This is a genomic window from Pontibacter qinzhouensis, from assembly GCF_008017455.1.
Lineage (GTDB): Bacteria > Bacteroidota > Bacteroidia > Cytophagales > Hymenobacteraceae > Pontibacter > Pontibacter qinzhouensis.
In genome coordinates, this window is the sequence record NZ_VRTY01000027.1 from 42,689 (window position 1) to 62,549 (window position 19,861).

The window sequence follows — 19,861 nt, forward strand, 5'->3', positions numbered from 1 at the left end:
ACGGTTATACTTACTCAGACTAAACCGCCAGTAGCAGTTGGTAATAGATCTCTACTATAAAAACTCAAGAACTGATAGAACAATACATCAACCCCCTTCTTCCACCCTCACAAAACTTTAAGCTTTTGAAAAAGTTAGCACGGCTCACTTTACTGGTAGCACTTGTAGGCATAAGCAGCTGCCAGCCAGCTGTTACCGATGAAACAACAACAGCAGAAACAGAAACTACAAATAATATTGCATTTGAAGCCTACGGATTGGAGAAAGTTTCTGAAAGTTGTAAAACAGAACCGGATAACTGCGCCACTGTGTCAATAAACTACTTTAAAGCAACAGGAACACCCGACTCGCTCCGGAACAGCTGGAACAGCTACCTCGAGGACCGCCTGACAAAGCTCCAGCTAGACTTTAATCCTGATGCAGACATCTCCGCTCCTACCGATAATGCTGCTAACGATCTGGCTACCAACTTTATTAAAAACTACGACGCTTATGCCTCAGAATCTGGTAAATCAGGGTTTCCGGTGCGGCCATGGGAGCTACAGGTGTCATCGCAAGCCATTTACAAAGCTGGCAACATACTTAGCATCAGCCTGCAGCAATACAGTTACACAGGCGGAGCACACCCCAACACGCACACTAGCCTGCAGAGTTTTACCGTGTCTGGCAAACAACTGCTATTGCCCGACATGGTGCCCGACACCATACAACTGATGCAGCTTGCCGAAAAAGCATTACGAAAAAAAATCCCGGATTTTAAGGATAAACCTTTGGCTGAGGCAGGGCTCTTCGTTGATGGCGACAGGCTCCCGCTGCCACAGAACAGCGCCCTGACCGAAAAAGGGCTGCTCCTGCACTACAATCCGTACGAGATTGCTCCTTACGTTTTCGGGCACATAGAACTACTGCTCACCTACAAGGAGCTACATGAATTACTTCCAAAAGCCTATAAACCAGTTAAGTAAGCTCAGAAGGTAAAAGCTCTAAAACTGTTTGCGCTGTAAAACCTCAGAAAGAATAACAGCATCGCGTACCGTTTTGGGGTTGCGGAGCATGGCTGCAATACGATGTTTACTTGCCGGCTCCTGTGGTACGGGTGCAACCGGTATGGCCGAGGCTGCTGCTCTGGCGGCTAAACGATCGGCTGTACGACGGGCTTCTTCGGCTTTTCTTCGGGCTTCTATTAACTCTAAAGGCGCTTCTAAAGAACGTTCTGCCGGTTTGGTTGCTTCATAACTGCGAGCAGGAGCAGATGGAAATACAACTGGCTTCGCCTTCTCTTTTGCGGTATCTATGGAGGTGCGCCCCTGCTCCTTTGCCTTGTCAAGCTTCGGTTGCAGTTCCCTTAAAATGTCCTCAAACGACGTTGGTGGCCCATGGGGCTGCTGTGGCTGCGGCCTACTGGCAACAGGTCTTCTGTTCTGCTCCGGCAGCTCATCCGGCGGTTTTACTTCCGGGTTATCTTTAAATGCTTTGCGCCAGAAAGAGTACACAAAATACGCCACTGCAGCCAGTACATAAAGAATCGGTTTTAAATCTTCCATAGGTTCGCCTTTCTACTCAAATATAGCAAATCTCTATCGCTTCTGGCTACTTCACCGGCAGGTATTTCTGAACTACATCGACAGATGCTGGCTGTAAATGAGCAAAGCACTCATAGCATAGCAGTTAAACTATTCATTCATCTTCTCCATCTTTGCTAAATAAATCAATAATAAAAAGCGACACAACTTATCCGAATTTGTTACACCCTCAATACAAATGATAAAAAATCGTGTGTCGTGATTTGTGTGTCGTATTTTTCAAACATATGCAATTACTGAATCTGATAAGTGAAGTCGCATTCTATATCTCCTACCAATCAACAACTAACAACCATCAACCAAATTATTTAAATGAAAAAGGCCTTCAAAAGCAAAACTGGTAAAAAAGTGCCAAGGGTAAGTTTATTCAGAATAGCCTACTGAAGCTTAAATTTAAATTTCTACCTTCTATTCCGCTTCAACATAACAATTTTAGTCTTAATTTTGGGTTTGGTTTGAAGAGTACCAGCTCACGTGCATGCAAGTATCAAGATTAGAGATTAAAGGATTTAAGAGTTTTGGGGATCGGGTTGTCATCAATTTTGATGAAGGCATAACCGGAATTGTAGGGCCGAACGGCTGTGGCAAATCAAACATTGTTGATGCCATCCGGTGGGTGCTTGGGGAGCAGCGTACCCGTAATCTGCGGTCCGACAAAATGGAGAACGTGATCTTTAACGGCTCCAAAACCCGCAAGCCTGTACAAATGGCCGAGGTTTCCATTACCTTCGACAATAACAAAAACATTCTGCCAACCGAGTACTCGCAGGTAACCGTTACCCGCAAATACTACCGCACCGGCGACAGCGAATACATGCTCAACGGCGTCACCTGCCGCCTCAAAGACATAAACGAACTCTTTCTCGATACGGGCATCGGCTCCGACAGCTACGCCATTATTGAGCTGAAGATGGTAGATGAGCTCCTCAACGACAAAGAAAACTCCCGCAGGTTGCTTTTTGAGGAAGCTGCAGGTATTTCGAAGTTCAGGGTGCGCAAAAAGCAGACGCTCAAAAAGCTCGAAGAAACCGATGCAGACCTTGAACGTGTGGAGGATGTGCTCTTTGAGATAGGCAAAAACATGAAGACCCTGGAGCGGCAGGCAAAGCAGGCGATTAGGTATTTCCAGCTACGCGACGACTACAAGAAGCACAGCATCGAGTTTGCACGCCGCAACATCTCGCAGCACCAGGACACCCTGCAGCGCCTCGAAGATGATTTACAACGGGAAACATCGCTGAAGGAGAACTACATAGAGACCGTAACAGAAGCTGAAAATGCTATTGCCGACCAGAAAGAGGAGCTGAACCAGACGCAGGAGGCACTGAGCGAGAGCCAGAAAACCATGCAGGTACAGACAGCTAAGCTGCGGCAACTGGAGAACGACATCAAACTGAAATCGGAGCGCAACTACTTTTTAAAGGAGCGTATGCAGCAGCTCCGCCAGCAGATAAGCCAGGACACCGCCACCCTCGACCACACCCAGGACAGCATTGTGCAGTTGCGGGAGGAACTGGAGGCCGTGCAGGACAATTTTGCTGAAGCCGAGGAGCAGGTACAGGCCCTGAAAGAACAACTGCAGGAGGCCAACGAGCAAAAGCAGACCTTGCTCGAGAATGTGCAGGACCTGACACAGCAGCAACGCCAGAAGCAGAACCAGGTGTATCAGATAAACAAATCGCTGGAAATTAGCGAGGTACAGATCCAGAACATCAACTCCGACATGGAGCGGCTGCAGCAGCAGCAACTTACAGCCGACGAAGATGCCCGGGTACTCCAGGAGCAACTGCAGGAGGCGCAGGAAATTCTGGAAGAAAAAACATCGGTGCTGGTGCGGCTTCAGGCAAAAGAAGAGACGCTACTGCAGGATATAGAGAAAACAGAAGGCAACCTCGACAACCTGAAGGAGCAGCTAGTGGAGCTCAACCGCGCCCTAGATGCGAAACAAAACCAATACAGCCTCACAAAATCGCTTGTAGAAAACCTCGAAGGCTTTCCGGAGGCTATCAAATTTTTGTACCAGTCAGAAGAGTGGTCGAAGCCTGCCCCGCTCCTATCAGATATAATTGTGTGCGAACCGGAATACAAAAACCTGATCGAGAGTTACCTGGAGCCTTACATGAACTTTTTCGTAGTGGAGTCGCTGGAAGATGCGGTAGAGGCTACGGAGCTGCTGAAACAGGAAAACAAAGGTCGGGCAAATTTCATTATCCTTGCGGAGGTGGAAGAACTGGAGCCGACCGGAACGTTTTCGGAAGGAAAGATGAAAGCTGCTTACGAAGTGGTAACAGCCGATAAGAAATACAGCAGTCTACTCAAATATATCCTGAACAACGTCTACATCAGCGACACCACACCCGACAATTTTTACGACAACGACTACCGCACCATTATCCTGAAAGACGGTTCGGCCATAAAAAAACCGCTTAGCCTATCAGGAGGCTCAGTAGGTATGTTCGACGGCAACCGCCTGGGCCGCAAACAGAACCTGGAAAAGCTGGAGCAGGAAGTACAGGAGCTGACACAGCAGGCCGACCTGATGCAGAGCCGCATCAACACCCAGAACCAGATTCTGTTAAACTACAAAGGCGAGTCGCAGAAAGATATCATCAAGCAACTCGAAAAAGAAGTTGCCCGGCAGCAACAGGAGTTACTGGCCGTGCGCATTAAGCACGAGCAGCACCAGCAGAACATCCAGAACTTTAACCTGAAACAGGCCGAACTGCAGCAACGCCTCGAAGAACTGCAACTACAGTCGGAGGAGGTATCGCCACAGGCGGAGGCAGACCAGCAGGAGTTAAAAAGGCTGGAGGAGGAACTGGCTGTGCACACCTCCCATGTTGACAGGCAGCAGGAGCAAATTGCTGTTATCTCGGGTAGGTATAACCAGGAGAACATCCAGTTTCACCAGCTCAAAAACCGGTTCGCCAGCTTACAGCAGGAAATCAGCTACAAACAGAAATCTGTTGAAACGAACCAGGAACGTATAGAAGGACTTCGTCAGGAAATGGTGCGTGCGGAAGAAGAAACAGTACAAGCCAGCGCTTTTATTGAGGAAAACGAAGCAGTAGTAGAAGCCATGACCGAAGCACGGCGCGAGTTTGGGTACGAGTTGGAGCAAATAGAGAAGAAATACTTTACCTTACGCGGCGACCTCGAAGAGAAAGAAAAAGTGATCCGTGATCTGCAGCGCAAACGCCAGAACGCTGATGAATTGCTCATGCAGATGCAAAAAACGATTTCTGACACCCAGATTAAACTGGTTTCGGTGCAGGAGCGTCTGGTAGCTGAATTTAACCTAACGCCGGAAGACCTGCAGCAGGAACCTGAAACACCAACTGAGCTATTCGCCTTAACAAACGAGGAACTAAAGGTGCAGATCGCCTCTGTAAAAGCCAGCCTCGACCGAATGGGTCCGGTAAATGCCATGGCGGCCGAGGCTTATACCGAGATTGAGGAACGCAACCGCTTCATTACCGAGCAACGCGATGACCTGGTAAACGCCAAAAACACCCTTATCGATACTATAAATGAGATAGATACCGTTGCCCGCGAAAAATTCTTGGATGCCTTCACCCAGATCAAGAACAATTTCATGCTGGTGTTCCGCAGCCTTTTTACCGACGAAGATAATTGCGACCTGGTGCTGACAGATCCGAAAAACCCGCTGGAGTCCAAGATCGAGATTATGGCTCAACCAAAAGGCAAGCGGCCTCTCACCATCAACCAGCTTTCCGGAGGCGAGAAAACGTTAACGGCAATCTCTCTACTGTTCGCCATTTACCTGCTTAAGCCAGCACCGTTCTGTATTTTCGATGAAGTAGATGCCCCACTTGACGATGCCAACATCGACAAATTCAACAACATTATCCGCAAATTCTCTGACGAATCGCAGTTTATTGTGGTAACGCATAACAAACGCACCATGGCTTCTACCGATGTTATGTATGGCATCACCATGATCGAAGCAGGCATATCCAGAGTTATTCCGGTAGATTTACGCCAGATAGCTTAATGTTTGTATTTTGAATGAGTGAAAGAATGAATTTTACTCGGTAAACATTCATAAAAAAAGCCTCTGGTCCATAAGCTTCACTAAGGTGAAGCTTATGGACCAGAGGCTTTTTACTAGGTCTCCATGAATGCGATACGAACTACTAAACTATATTGCTGCCGTGAGCTATAAGCTCGTGGTATTACATGAAGCGAGTTTTCAACTCGCATGAACCTGAAATTCAGACTCAGGAAGGCAAGCAACAAAAATACCCTTGTTAGCTTGAATTCATAATCAGGCCGTAAGCGCATAAGGCCTTCTACTTACGCGAGTTGAAAACTCGCCGCTGGGAACAACCACGAGCTGAAAGCTTGCAGCGGCAATTAGATTAATATAATTTCAGATGCCCTTCGTGCTGTATGCCACCAATTATTCCAATAAAAACAGCCTTCAGAAGGAAATGCATCTAAAAACCTCCAAGGGTCTGCCAGACTTTAGCAGCTGGCAAAGATAGATTTTAACTAAACTGGAACTGCAGGTATTTTATAGGTATGCCTTCCTGCAGATATTGTGTTTCGTATTTGGTATAAATCCCCATCGTATATTCCTGCAGATCAGACTGATAAAGATCTGTTGTCGACATTAAGTTTTTGATAGGCGTTTCCTGCAGCACCTCCAGTGTATATTCAAATAGTTCCAGATTATCGGTCTTAAGGTGTACAATACCTTCTGGCTTCAGCAAATGCTTGTAAAGCGCCAAAAAACGTGGTGAGGTAAGGCGGCGTTTAATATCTCGGTCCTTTGGTCGCGGGTCCGGGAAGGTAATCCAGATTTCAGACACCTCTCCTGGAGCAAATTGATCTGCAATCTGCTCCACATAGGTTCGCAAAAAAGACACATTATCGAGTCCTTCTTCCATGGCAATCGTGCTGCCTTTCCAGAGCCGTGCTCCTTTAATGTCAACCCCAATAAAATTTTTCACTGGTAATAAGCGAGCCATACCCAAAGTATATTCCCCTCTTCCGCAGCCAATCTCCAGCACAATCGGGTTTGAGTTTTCAAAATGCAACTCATCCCATCTGCCGCCCAGTTGGCCATACAGTTCATTACCTTCTTCCAGAACATTCTCCCGTTCTGCTATTTCACTAAATTTTTTAAGTTTCGATCTCGACATTTTAAAGTTCTTCTATCTCTGCAACTACAAATGTACTACCTCCAATAAAAATTACCTCATCGGGGGCCGCATTTGCTTTGGCTGCTTTTATAGCATCAGCTACTGTGTTATAGGCATTTCCTTTGACCCCAAGTACCTGCGCCTGCTGCTGCAGTTCACCTACTGCTAATGCTCTTGGAATCTGAGCCTGGCAAAAATAATAGGTATAGGTTTTGGGAAGCAATTGTAGTACTGTGGTAATATCTTTATCGTTTACGGCACCAAAAACCAGGTGTACCTGCTTAGGGTTTAGCGACTGCAGCTGCTGTACAATTTGTTTAATCCCATCCTCATTATGACCTGTATCACAAACAGTTAAAGGGTTATGGCTTAAAATCTGCCAGCGACCTTTAAGACCTGTTAAGCTTTTGGTTTGTGCCAGCCCCTGCCGAAGTGCCTGCTCTGAAATAGTTATGCCGCGTTCGCGGAGCACCTCTACGGCCTGCAACACTCCAGGCAAATTCAGGTGCTGATACTGCCCCGTCAGGTCAAGTTCTAAATCAGATAAAATCTCCGTTCCTTTAGAATTCTCCACCAGAACCACCTGTTTCTCGAGGCTCGCATACTGAAGTTCTATTTTAAACTGATCGGAGGCAAAAACTAAAGGAGCATCTTGCTGGATGGCCTTCGAGATGAAGACGTGTGCAATTTCAGGCTGCCTGGTGCTAACCACTGCTGGTGTGGCAGGTTTTATGATACCAGCTTTCTCGGCGGCAATTTCCTCCAGCGTATCACCTAAAATAGATTGATGGTCATAGCCTATATTAGTAAGCAGCGCTACCTCCGGCTGAATTATATTCGTAGAGTCGAGCCTGCCGCCTAAGCCAACCTCTATTACGGCAATGTCTACCTGCTGGTGCGCAAAATACTCAAACGCCAGCGCAACAGTCATTTCAAAAAAAGAAGGCTTGATTTTCTCAAACAGTTCCTTGTGTAAGCTAACAAAGTTTACTAAATAGTCCTGTTCCAGTTCTGCCCCGTTTACCCGAACACGCTCTGTAAACGATTTTAAGTGTGGCGATGTGTAAAGCCCGGTTTTGTAGCCGGCGCTTTGCAGCACGGCTGCCAGCATGTGGGAACTGCTGCCTTTGCCGTTTGTACCAGCCACATGCACGGTTTTAAACTTATGCTGAGGCTGACCAAGGGCATCACAAAGAAAGATTATATTGTCGAGGCTCTTCCTAAAAGCAGCATTGCCGATGCGTTGGTACATCGGCAATTGCTCATAGAGATACGCAAGGCACTCCTGGTATGTCATGAAAAACTAGTTCGATTTAATTACAAAAGTTACAGTTCCAGTCGCACCAGCATTAGTATTTCCACCGCCTGTTCGGATAAAAGAAGTTTTCCGCAATTGGTCCTCATACCATTTTCTTACCTGAGGCGATACATTACTCTCAATCAGGGAAATATTTATTACTTCGCCATTTCCATTAATACTGATCCTGAATTTTACAATCCCGGACTCATTAGGATAAGGGTCACGTTTGGGTTCGATTTCGTAGCGCCAGCCAGCCATGTCCAGGCCACCGGCACCACCACCTGCTTTGCCATAAAGTGCTTTTGCATCTAATTTTCCGTCTGGAGAGCCTTTATCGCCTACTTTATTTATATCGTCGCCGTTGTTGTTGCCGGTTGCTTCGTTAGAGGTTCCGGCTTTACCAGTTCCTGTACTTTCGGTAGGCTTGCCCGGGTACAGCGACTTAGGCTTTTCCGGCTCTTTCTTCGGTTCCTCTACTGGTTTCTCAGGCTCCTTTTTAGGCTCTACTTTAGGCTCCGGTTTTGGAGTAGGTTTGGCAACTTCTTTTACCTCTTTCACAGCTACCGGGGCATCAGCTGTAGTCGTTACCACTTTAGGCGTTTCTACAGGTCTGGTAGGTGCAGGTGGATTTGCCGCTACCGGCTTTGGTTCTGGCTGAGGGTCAGGCTGTGTAGGCGCTGGCTTGCTATCCTGTACATTCTTAGATTCATTGGGAGTGGCAGTAGTCTGCACATTCCCGCTACCCACAGCGCTTAATCCAAAGTTAATTTCTATGCCATTATCTTTGGCCGGAGGATCCTGCGGGCGCCAGGCCATCAAGTAAAACAGAAGCAGAATAATAAGCGCGTGCAGTATCACACTGACAACTGCCGCTATCTTTTTATTCTTTTCTTCCTCATGTATGATCGCTATATCCATCTTCTTTCATTTTACTCAGGCTCGGTAGCCAGCGTAATTTTAGCATTCAGGTTAGAGGCAATGCTTGCTACCTTCACCAGGTGCTCAACAGGCACCGCCTTATCTACGTGTAACACAACAACCCCATCTTCTGTTCCCTGCAAAAGGGCTGCCAGTTGTGGCTGAAGGTCTGAGAAGGCCACCTCTTTTCCATTCAAAGCGAACCTTAAGTCTTCTGTAACGGTTACATTAACTTTCTGCATAGTTATGTTAGACACAGAACTTTTTGGTAAACTTACAGGCAAGCCTGTTGGGGTCACGAAGTTTGAGGTAAGCATGAAAAAAATGAGCAACAGGAAAATAATGTCTGTCATGGACGACATGCTGAAATCAGCACTGATCCTGTTTTTTGAGCGAAGATTCATTCTTAATGTTGGGGTTCTTGTAATAGATCAATAAACTCGATGGAGGTATACTCCATGTCATGCACGATGCTGTCGATCTTAGACACCAGGTAGTTGTACCCTACATAGGCTGGCAGACCTATAATCAGGCCAGTAGCAGTCGTTACCATCGCTTCGTAGATTCCACCAGATAGCAGCTGCGGGCTTACAGATCCTTCTGCCTGCGCAATCGCGATAAATGCCTGGATCATACCGGTTACAGTACCCAGGAATCCGAGCATGGGCGCAGCACCAGCAATGGTAGCCAACCCGGCCAGATTTTTCTCCAGGCGAGCCATTTCAATTTTACCGGTGTTCTCTATAGAAGTCTCAATATTTTTTAAAGGGTTACCAATTCGGGAAATACCTTTTTCCAGCATTTTAGATACAGGTGTGCCGGTTTGGGCACAAAGCATTTTAGCGCCGTTTATATCGCCGGCCAGTACCATGTGCTTAATCCGGTCCCGGAAGCCTTCCGGGTTTTTGGCTGCCCTTTTCAAGGTCAGGTAGCGCTCCACGAAAATGTAAACGCCTGCTAACGACAACATGGCAAGCGGAATCATGGCCCAGCCTCCTGCCATGGCAAGATCTATAAGTCCGACAGAAGCATCAGCCGATTCAACACCAGGCGTAAGCATAGAAGCTGTGTCCGCATGGACAGCAGGCGTAATTTGTAAAAGAAATGATGTCATGTTAATTATTAAGTACCCAAATTGTTTCTCCGAAAGTTTTTCTATATGTTCCTATGGCTGCTGCCGCCTCTTCTGGGGTAGCAAAATCGGCTACTGATACCCGCAGTAATTTATGGCCTGGCGCAGGAAGCAATATTTTAGCTTCTATTTGTTTCTTTTTGATTTCGGCACGGCTTACTTCTGCGTTTTTAAGGCTGGAGTAACCTCCAGTAATAATGTAAAAACGGCCTGTTTTGCCTGCTAATATATGCGCGGGTGTTTCTTCTTTTGCCGGCACTACTTTAACATCTTCCGATTTAACTATTTCATTTACAGCCTTGTCCGATTCACCAGGTAAAGTAGTAGTTCCAAAAACCAAAGCCGTGTTTTCATCCTGAATTTCTGCTTCAGAAGAGACAAATGGTCCTAAGGGAGCCGCTTCTTCTGTCGGAGTTGGCACTGGGGCTAAAGGCAAGTACCACCCTAACCGTTCTTCTTCGGTTAGCGGCACAAAATCTGGTGCATACTTCGAGAATATTTTCCCTTGTGAAGTTCCTCCGCCTATACCTACCAACGATAATGGGTTTAAGCTGCTGAGGTTGTAATCTGTTTGTAACGATAGCAAATACAGCGCCGAAACTGTGAGACTTCCAATTAATAATCCGGCTGTAATGGTGTAGGCCTTTTTAAGCCGGCTCCGGAAGGTTGGTTTAGCAGCCAGCGCTACAGGCTGACGTTCTTTTACAAGCGTTCTTAGAACAGCAGGCTCACTGGCTCTAAGTGGTCTGGCTACTAAGTCTGGCAAGCCAAAGCTCGCATCCAGCAGGTTATCGCCTTCTGCAAATACAAACTCAAGTTTTCGCTCCACATTATAGCGGAACGAGCCAATATTCTGGAGCATAAACCGGTTCTCTTCCTGAAGCTTCTGCTTTGCTTTGGCCACAAAGTCTGCCACCAGCTGCCCGGCATCTTCCTGGCTTACATTTTTATGGCGGGCTACAGCGCTAATAAGCAGCCCATCGCTCAGGACAAGCTTTTCATTAAAAGCTATTTTTTTGGAAGGAGGCAACAGCGCATGCTTCACGGGCTGTATCCGGGCAGAGACATAGCGGGCGATCAATCCACCGAAGTCCGGTATAATCACACAATCGTGCTCTCGGAGTAGCTGTTCTATTTGCTTATCAACCATAGGCTTTAAAATGAATAAGTAACACCTCCAATTAAGTTAACGCTTTTGTTTTGGTAATTTACAAATCGCTCATATTTCTGACCTAATATATTATTCGCCATAACAAAGGCGGTAAAGCGGCTGGAGAATTTATAGTCAGCCTTCAGGTTCAGATCTACAATATTATCTGTTTCGCGAATCACCGTAGTGCCGTCCGGACGCAGTATACGGCCAAACGAGCTACCAATATAATAAAGTTCTGAATTAAAGAGAATCTTATCGTAGAAGTTATAGGTGGCAAACACACTAGCCATCAGTTCAGGACGGTGGAACGGTTGCTCTAAGGTTTCGGTCCTATAACTGTTATAATCAGCTTTTAATCCCACACGCACCTCATCGGAATAGTTAAAGACAGCCTCCGCATATAAATTTAAAACATTTGTGACGCCATTGTCATACACCAGTTCAAACTTAGTTGAATCGGTTCTGGAGTTGTTATAGAAATACAGGTTCCTGAAATTCTGGTAGGCTACCCGACCTGTTATGTGCACATAATTGGCAATGTTAGCCGATAAACCACCATATAGCTCCAGTGTCTTGTTCACATCTGCCACATTTACGTTCTGTGCCAGAAATGGGTTCTCCTGCGTCAGCTGATACAAAGTAGTGCGGTCGAGGTCGCCCTGGAAGCCACCATAGATCTTTAATTTACCCTCTATTGGCTCAACCCCCAGCCTAACTACCGGATAAATGTTCGTGCTGCGGGCATTGTTCACCGTATCGGCAGTAAAAGCTAACCTGGCACCCAGGCTAACATTTAATACACCCAGCTGGCGCTCGTAGGTAGGCGTTAACTTAAAAAACGATCGGCTAACATTGGCAGAGTCTTTATGCGACAGCGTTCCAACAACAGCCGCCACCTTAAAGCCGGATACGTCATCTATAGCATAAGAGCCTGTAATATTGCCCATTATGCCCGTTTCGCTCATGTCGTACCTATCGTTTAAATGATTAAACTTGAGGTCGGCTCTATAAATAAATGGTGAACCGGATGTTTCGTTATGAAAGAAGGCATCAGCATGAAAACGGTTAAATACCTGTTTTATAGAGTCTCTGTCTATAACAGTTTCAAGAGATGGTTCATAGCCATAAAAATAATACTGGTCGCGGCCATAGCCGGCACGACCGCCAATGGTAAAGCCTTTCAGATATTTTTCGCCATGAGCACTCACGCTGGAGTTGGCAACACCGGAGTTGGCTCTGTCGACTGGTCCTCGGGAAGAGGCCACATGGCTGACCTCTGCACCATACGCGCCCTCAGTGCTACGTTTGTTATGGAAATACCCCTTCAGGTACAGCGTGCCGTAATTGCCAATACCGGCTTTCAGGTAATTGCCATACAACTTGGTGAGTTCATCCTGCTTTATTGTCAGCACTTTCATCTGCAGGTTAATGTCCTGCGACGACAAACGGTAATCGTTGAACCGGTAACGGACATTTCGCTCCTGCGGCTCCGGCGGGTCAATTCTGAACTTTTCGAAGTTACGGGCAGCCCTGGGCAATTCTATCACACGGTTTTTCTCCACTACTACCTGCGCGTCTTCCAATTTTGCTCCTTCGCCCCAGCCAGTGCCGCCTTGCGCCTGCACCGTATTCATGAAACTGTAACCAACACTAAATACAATGGCAAGTGAGGCTAACTTAAATTTATTTTTCATGTTGCTATTTCTCTGTTCTGCTACTTCTTTACACTTAAACTACTTAGGCTGAATCTGGATCATGTCACCGGTACCTCCACCTGCACCTCCCATTTTAGCCAGCTTTACCTTGGCCTCTGCCACCACTTCTTCTACCGGAGAGCCTTCAATTATAGACTCTAAAGTAGCTTTTGCCTGGAACGTCTCGTTCTGCGCCATGTAGTTATCGGCTATAATGAGGAAAGATCTGCCCAGCCAGTAGTCGTAGTTGGAGTATTTATTATTGAATTCGTAAGCAGCATCTATCGACTCTTTGTATTTCTTCTGCTTGTACAGAATTTCGGCCACCAGGTACTGCGCCTCTGCTCCGTTTACATCGGAGGCTGCCTTTACTGCCTCCCGGAACTCTGTCAGCGCCTGGTCCATGTTACCTTGCGCGTAAGTAGATTTGCCACGATAAAGCAAAGCGGTGTTTCGGGCATTAAGGGCTGCGTTGCCCTGGCTGATCAGGTCGTTGGCAATACGTTTAGAGCCTGCATAGTCATTAGTGAGGTAGTAACTCATCATCAGGCCGGTGAGTGCATTGGCTTGCTCGTTCCGGTTAGAGGCTACATCACGTAAGCGGCCATAATATTTAATAGCCTCTGTGTAGTTTTTAGCTTCAAACTCTATTTCTGCTACTTTCAGGATGGCGCGGTTCACGTACTCCGATTTGTTCTCGGCAATTACTTGCTTCATGCGTCTCATGCCTTCTTCCCTGTTATTCTGCCGCAGGTAAGAATCTGCCAGAAAATAACGTGAATCGCTTACAAACGGGCTTTTAGGGTAAGAAGAAACATAAGCTTCAAACTTAGGTATGGCCTGCGCATATTTTTCACTGAAGTACAGAGATTTAGCAGCTTCATATTCAATGCTTTCTAGAGCACCGCTTTCGGGGTTAGATGTCTTGTAACGCGCCAGGTAACCGTCAAATTCTTCGCTGCGGTCCTGGTTTGCAAGTGCATCCTGAAGGCTGTATAAAGCACTGCTAGCCACCGGAGAAGACGGGTACTCATCCATCACACGTTTAAAGTCCACAATGGCGTCATTGTAGCGCTGCACATTGGTATAAGCAATACCGCGCTTCTGCAAAGCGTTCGGCACCAGCTTGCTTTCTGCCTTAGTTTGAATAAGTGCGGTAAAACCGGTTATTGCCGGCTGGTAATTACCTGCTTCAAAATCGATGAGCGCGCGTTGGTACTGGGCAGCATCCGCATAGCGTGAATTTGGGAACTGCGTCTGCACCGTCTGCAGGTTTTGCAATGCCTGGTCGCGTTTGCCGGTAATGCTTAGCACCACCCCCTTCTGAAAGTAGGCATAATCACGGTCAGGTGAGTTAGAGGCTATTACCCGCTCATACAGCCCTAAAGCCTCGCTATATTTTTTGTCCACATAATAGCAGTCGGCAAGGCGCAACGTAGCGTCGTGGTAGTTCACGTTGCTAGGCTGAATCACATCTAAATAGGCTTTAAAATGAGTGAGAGCCCGTTCGTACTGCTTTGTGTTGTAATAAGCGTAGCCGGCACCGTACCTCGCTTTAATATAATATTCAGAGTTAGTGGCCGGCGCATTTCTGAAAACGGCTCCGTAACTGTTTATGGCATCTTCGTAGCGTTGCCCGATAGAGTAAGCCTCTCCTTTAAGGAAATGGCTGCCTGCTGTCACCTCTTTATCGTAAGGGTACTCCAGCGATTTGTCGAGCATGGTAACAGACTGGGCGAACTTGGCATCGTTAAACAAATTAACAGCATGGAAGTAGGTTACCCGTTGGTAGGTTTGCAGAATACGCCAGCTTTTTTTCGGGAGGCTCTCAATGTGGCGAATGGCATCCGGATAGTTGTTCGAGTTAAAATAAGCCTCGCTTAGCAGGTTGTCGGCATCAGCGCCTTGCTCCGAATCCGGGTAGTCGTTGGTAAAGCTGGCAAGCGAGTTAATTACCTCCCGGAAGTTACCCAGTTCGTAGTTAACCTGGGCATATTTTACCGTTGCTGCTTCGGTTACGCTTTTGTCGATGTTGTTTTTGCGGGCCTGGTCAAAGGCAGTGAGTGCAAACTGCTTGTTGTTTTCTTTTAAGTAGCTTAAGCCGAGGTAGTAGGCGGCGTTCTGCCCAAGAGCCGTTTTCTTCAGGGCGATATCCTTGAAGTTGGCGATGGCATTTTTAAAGTTATCGTTTTTGTAGTCGGTAAAAGCGATCTTGTATTGAACCACCTCATCGAGGGTACGCTTGCCCTGGGCATATTGCGTAAAATAGGTAGCGGCCGTGGCATAATCTGCCTTCTGGTAATAGGCATCGCCCACAAGCAATGCAATTTCATCGGCCTGGGCTGGCTTGGGTGTGGCGGCCAAAGATGCTTCGCCGTATCTTATAACCTCGTAAATGTCGTTCTCCTTATAAAGAATCTCTGTTACCATGTAAGGCACGATCTGCTGGTAAGCTTCGTTCTTCTCCGCAATTTTCAGATCGGTTTTGGCCGCCGTGTAGTCACCGTTGCGATAGGCAATGTACCCGGCATAGTAGTTAGAGGCGTAGGCAAAACGGTGCTCTTCGGTTCTGAAGCCCGTGGTCTTGTTTTTGTCGAAGTAGATTTTGGCGTTATCAAAATCTTTGGTGGCAAAGTAGGAGTAGCCCAGCTTGAACTCCAGTTCCTTATTCTGCTTAATGCCAAGCAAATGCGTTGGCGCCTGCACCAGAAAATCTACCGCCTTTTTATAGTCTTTGTTCTCGAAATAGTAAAGTCCTAACTCGTAGTTCGCCAGCGCTGTTTTGGGGTGAGCCGGATACTTGGCTGTAAAAGCCAGAATTTGCTGTTCCGCATCCGGATGAAGCAGGTACAAGCCGCTTAAAGCATAATAATATTGCGCATCGGCAGTTTTGGCATCGTCACCGATAAGCGTAATGTATTTCTGAAACGCCTCCTGCGCCGACCCATACTTTGCCCGATCAAAAAGTTCGATTGCTTCATGGAAATGTCGTTCCTCAGAAGTTAAAACCTGCGTATGCTGTGCTTCAGCCAAGTGTGCTCCGCCAGCCATTACCGTTGCAAGCGCTACTTTGTAAGCTATCTTCATATATTCTTTTCTGCCCACTTTCTGGACTAAACGTTGATCTTTTTGTTGTACCCGCGGTGGCTTCCACCAAATTCAAAGTTAATAAAAAAAGCTTAGCTGCAGCCTGTTCTGTACCTGCTACAGACAAAGGTTTACCATATAATTTCAGATCTCCGGCTTATCTTCCTTCAATGGCTTTACAACTGAATTATTGTGCAGCCCCAGGTTTTTTCTTTTAGCCTCTTCCAATTTTTCAGTGTGTGACTGAACTTACCGGACTCAGAACGGTATCGCCTTAAGAAAAACAACACTCGTACTTCGTAGCACGAATCACGATTATAAATTCATATTGGGATTATGGAGCGGCAAATTGAATTGCTGTTTATACAAAGGCAAAAAACTGCGTTATGCGTTTAAAACTGGTTAGCAAAAAAACCATTTAACACCTAATGTCTCGTATAAACGACGGGCGAGGCCGTCGTTTATACAATGTTGTACTAAACCTACGGTAGTTTTTTGTATATTAGTGGCTGAGTTCTTCAGTCATTAATTTGATGTTTTTTAAAATGATTAAGTATTTGGTAATCAATAAATTATACTTTCAATTTTCCATGAAAGTTAATTATATGTCATTGATTATCAATTAATTGCATCAAATTTCCCTAAAACGAAAAACCCTATATAATAAGGTGTATCGCAACCGGTTAAGTACAACCCGGCCTTCATTGTAGGCACTCCGTGCCCAACGAAGACCTAGTTGTTGGGCTTAGTTATTTTTCATTTTCTGTTGCTCCTCCAAAAGCCTTTCTCTGAATGTTTTAGGCTTGACATATGCAATGGCATTCCATTCTTGTTTGACATGGTCGAAGGCGAACCTTTGTGTGGGTTGGTACCTTTCTGTGCCTCCACAACTTATAGCTAGGTTGATTTTAGTGAAGTATGGTCGTCCGTTGTAAAAGAATACACCTCTTCTAGCTGTGTAATCGACTGGGCCGATATTAATATCAACCGTATCATCAGCGATGACTTTATGGACTACTCTCCAAATGGTCAGTCCGTTTTTCTCTTTAAGCGCAAGTTTTGTTAACTCCTTGCCTGTTGGGAAAGTGATGTTTTTTACTGTGATTTTGTCCTTTATTTTCTCTGTATTTTCTGTCAACTCAAAATATTGAGGTTCGTTCGAGCTTTTCAAATAGTCGAGATTTTCTATAGTTGCTAAATATAGGCTTGTATAGTCTTCTTTTTGGGAAGACTCTGTTTGTCCATTAGCAGAACTGAAAAACAAACAAGAAAATACAACAGCCAATATTTTTTCCATTTCATTAATTCTAATTAAGCCCAACAATTAGCAACTAACAACCAAACCCCAACCAAATTATTCAAATCAAAATGCCCTCCAGAAGAATTTTAATGCTTTTGGTGCCAAGGGTCTACACAGCCAGCGCACGTGGCACCGGGTGCAGAATTTTGAAAACCAACTCTCTCAGGATCTCGGCATCGGACATGTTGCCGCCCTGAATGCCTTTTACCTGTAAATCGGCCACCCTTATAAAGTGAATGATATCGATGGTTTTTTGTGCCGGGTAAACCCGCAGCGCGTGCAGGTACTCTTTGGCCAGAAAACCCCGGTTGCCCAGGCTTTTACGCACAGCTGCCTCCGACTTATCAGCGTTCATGTGCAACACCAGGAGCTTTGTAAAAAAGGAGAACAGCAGCGACAGGTTCGGAATCAGGGGGTTGTTCTTCGGGTTCGATTCGAAATAATGAATAATGCGGTGCACTTTCAGAGCATCCTGCTGAATAAGGGCCGTCTGAAGTTCAAAAATATTGTATTCCTTACTGATGCCCACGTTCTCCTGCACTACCCGCTCATCTATGGTTTGGCCAGGCTTCAGGTTCAGGAGCAGTTTATCTATTTCGTTTGCCTGCCGCGACAGGTCCGAGCCAATGAACTCGCTCAGGAGCAGCACGGCTTTTGGCGTTGCCTGCAGTCCTTTCTCTTTGATGTAGCTTGTTACCCAACCCGGAATCTGGTTGTCGTAAAGCTTTTTGGTGGTGAGCAGCACAGCATGTTTGCCTACTACTTTGGCCAGCGATTTGCGCCCATCCAGCGATTTATGCTTAAAGCACAGCACCAGGATGGTAGACGGAAGCGGGTTCTGCAGGTACGTCTCCAGTTGTTTCATGCCCTCCTCTTTCTCAATGTCCGGCACCGATTGCGCCTCTTTCACGATTACTACCTGCCGCTCCGACATCATCGGGAAGCGCTTGGCCTGCAGCAGAATGGTAGCAACATCGGCGTCTTTGCCATAGATCACCACCTGGTTAAAGCCTTTCTCATGCTCCTGCAGCGCATTGGCTTCTATATAATCCGAAATCAGGTCGATGTAGTAAGGCTCTTCGCCCTGCAAAAAATACACAGGGGCAAACAGCCGTTTCTTCAGTTGCTCCAGAATACCTTCAGGTGTTTGCGACATATATATTTTTTACTATATAAAGAAATGAAATTGGCTGCTGCTCCTGATCCTCCAACAACAGATGTGCCAGGTTCAAGGCAGAAATGCCTCACAAAGGTAAAGCATCAAAATTAATTTCTGAACTCTTATAACAGGGAAATGCCTGGCACCAGGTTAAGTTTTTATAACACCTGAAGCTCAGATTATTTAAATAAAAATGGCCTTCCAAAGACATTTTATGATAAAACCCTCAAGGGTTCAGGTTTATTGCAGGCACTGTTTATGTTTGTTAGGCAGCAGATCAACTTAATACCTTTGCTGCCGTACCTCCACTGCAACTACACCTGCTACTACTTATTTCAGAACAGGCAGGTAACTGTATAAACTGTAGTATTCTATACCGGCTGCACCAGTGCTCCTTCTGTGGCTGCAGGTGCATCAAAAACTGATTTTCCGTAACAAACCATTATGCAGGAACTACCGCAACAAGCCTGGCATGCGCTGCCGGCACAGGAAGTAATAAAAAATCTGGAAACAGATCCGCAAGTAGGGCTGCAACAGGAAGAGGCAACCAGCAGACTCGATAAGTTTGGCCGGAACCTCTTTACCCAGAAAGAAGGGCAATCTAACCTCGTGCTGTTCCTGCTCCAGTTCCACCAGCCACTTATCTATATCTTGCTGGCTGCAGCCGCCATCACCTTTTTCCTGAAGGAGTACATCGATTCTTCTGTAATTTTTGGCGTAGTGCTCGTGAATGCCATCATTGGTTACTTTCAGGAATCGAAAGCAAAACAAGCTATAAATGCCCTTTCTAAAGAGCTGAAGACGGAGGCGCTGGTGTTGCGTAACGGCAGCAAAGCAAGGATGGATGCGGAGGAGCTGGTGCCCGGCGATGTGGTGCTGCTGAAATCCGGCGATCGTGTGCCGGCTGATCTGCGCCTGCTGGAGGTTAAGAACCTGAAAGTAGACGAATCGGCGCTTACAGGAGAGTCGTTGGCCGTAGACAAGCAAGCGCAGCAGGTGGATGCCGATACCGTGCTGGGCGACCGGGTGTGCCTGGCCTTTGCCACCACCAACGTTACTTTCGGCACAGCAACAGGCGTGGTAATTGCCACCGGCGACGCCACGGAAGTAGGAAAGATATCGGAATCTATAGCCAGTGCCGTAGACCTTGAAACTCCTCTTACAAAACAGATATCGAATTTCAGCCAGATTTTGCTTTATGCGATATTGGCCTTGTCGGTGGTTTGCATTATCATAGGGCTGGTGCGCGGGCAGAGCTTTACGGAGATTTTTATGGCAGCAGTGGCCCTGGCAGTCGGGGCTATACCAGAAGGTTTGCCAGCCGCCATCACCATTATGCTCTCGCTGGGCGTGTCTAACATGGCCAA

Annotated in this window: 14 protein-coding genes; 3 read left to right on the top strand and 11 right to left on the bottom strand. The window is 46.4% G+C overall.

Features of this window, described 5'->3' with window-relative positions; translation table 11 throughout:
* Positions 1–125 precede the first annotated feature (125 nt).
* Positions 126–965, top strand: a complete 840-nt coding sequence (locus tag FVR03_RS09010; RefSeq protein ID WP_147921418.1) for a DUF3298 and DUF4163 domain-containing protein — start codon at positions 126–128, stop codon at positions 963–965.
* An 18-nt stretch (positions 966–983) separates the two neighbouring features.
* Here the strand turns inward: FVR03_RS09010 and FVR03_RS09015 are convergent, their stop codons facing one another.
* Positions 984–1,544 carry a hypothetical protein gene (locus FVR03_RS09015; protein WP_147921419.1) on the bottom strand — a complete coding sequence of 187 codons (561 nt, stop codon included), beginning with the start codon at positions 1,542–1,544 and terminating at the stop codon, positions 984–986.
* A gap of 517 nt (positions 1,545–2,061) precedes the next feature.
* On the opposite strand from FVR03_RS09015, the gene smc reads away from it, so the two are divergent.
* The gene (smc, locus tag FVR03_RS09020) at positions 2,062–5,598 is read left to right on the top strand and encodes a chromosome segregation protein SMC (protein WP_147921420.1); all 3,537 of its coding nucleotides are present in this window, start codon (positions 2,062–2,064) and stop codon (positions 5,596–5,598) included.
* Positions 5,599–6,094: 496 nt separating this feature from the next.
* On the opposite strand, the gene trmB is transcribed toward smc, so the two are convergent.
* The 10 genes from trmB to holA all read right to left on the bottom strand — a co-directional run bounded on the left by trmB (position 6,095) and on the right by holA (position 18,491).
* Positions 6,095–6,751 (bottom strand): tRNA (guanosine(46)-N7)-methyltransferase TrmB, encoded by a 657-nt coding sequence (gene trmB, locus FVR03_RS09025; protein ID WP_147921421.1) that lies wholly within the window; start codon positions 6,749–6,751, stop codon positions 6,095–6,097.
* Position 6,752: 1 nt separating this feature from the next.
* On the bottom strand, positions 6,753–8,048 hold the full coding sequence (locus tag FVR03_RS09030; protein ID WP_147921422.1) for a bifunctional folylpolyglutamate synthase/dihydrofolate synthase: 1,296 nt from the start codon (positions 8,046–8,048) through the stop codon (positions 6,753–6,755).
* 6 nt (positions 8,049–8,054) lie between these two features.
* A complete protein-coding gene (locus tag FVR03_RS09035) occupies positions 8,055–8,969 on the bottom strand; it encodes a hypothetical protein (protein WP_147921423.1) in 915 nt (304 codons plus the stop codon).
* A gap of 11 nt (positions 8,970–8,980) precedes the next feature.
* Positions 8,981–9,373 (bottom strand): ExbD/TolR family protein, encoded by a 393-nt coding sequence (locus tag FVR03_RS09040; RefSeq protein WP_147921424.1) that lies wholly within the window; start codon positions 9,371–9,373, stop codon positions 8,981–8,983.
* Between the two features lie 2 nt (positions 9,374–9,375).
* Positions 9,376–10,029 carry a MotA/TolQ/ExbB proton channel family protein gene (locus FVR03_RS09045; protein WP_147921431.1) on the bottom strand — a complete coding sequence of 218 codons (654 nt, stop codon included), beginning with the start codon at positions 10,027–10,029 and terminating at the stop codon, positions 9,376–9,378.
* A gap of 55 nt (positions 10,030–10,084) precedes the next feature.
* On the bottom strand, positions 10,085–11,251 hold the full coding sequence (locus FVR03_RS09050; RefSeq protein ID WP_147921425.1) for an HU domain-containing protein: 1,167 nt from the start codon (positions 11,249–11,251) through the stop codon (positions 10,085–10,087).
* A 5-nt stretch (positions 11,252–11,256) separates the two neighbouring features.
* Positions 11,257–12,948 carry a TonB-dependent receptor gene (locus tag FVR03_RS09055; protein ID WP_147921426.1) on the bottom strand — a complete coding sequence of 564 codons (1,692 nt, stop codon included), beginning with the start codon at positions 12,946–12,948 and terminating at the stop codon, positions 11,257–11,259.
* Positions 12,949–12,987: 39 nt separating this feature from the next.
* Entirely contained in the window at positions 12,988–16,035 is a 3,048-nt protein-coding gene (locus FVR03_RS09060) for a tetratricopeptide repeat protein (RefSeq protein WP_147921427.1), read from the bottom strand.
* Between the two features lie 745 nt (positions 16,036–16,780).
* Positions 16,781–17,332, bottom strand: coding sequence for a hypothetical protein (locus FVR03_RS09065; protein WP_147921428.1), 552 nt, complete (start codon positions 17,330–17,332; stop codon positions 16,781–16,783).
* A gap of 112 nt (positions 17,333–17,444) precedes the next feature.
* Positions 17,445–18,491, bottom strand: coding sequence for a DNA polymerase III subunit delta (gene holA / locus FVR03_RS09070; protein WP_147921429.1), 1,047 nt, complete (start codon positions 18,489–18,491; stop codon positions 17,445–17,447).
* Positions 18,492–18,938: 447 nt separating this feature from the next.
* On the opposite strand from holA, the gene FVR03_RS09075 reads away from it, so the two are divergent.
* A partial coding sequence (locus FVR03_RS09075) for an HAD-IC family P-type ATPase (protein ID WP_147921430.1) occupies positions 18,939–19,861 on the top strand: 923 nt, incomplete at its 3' end.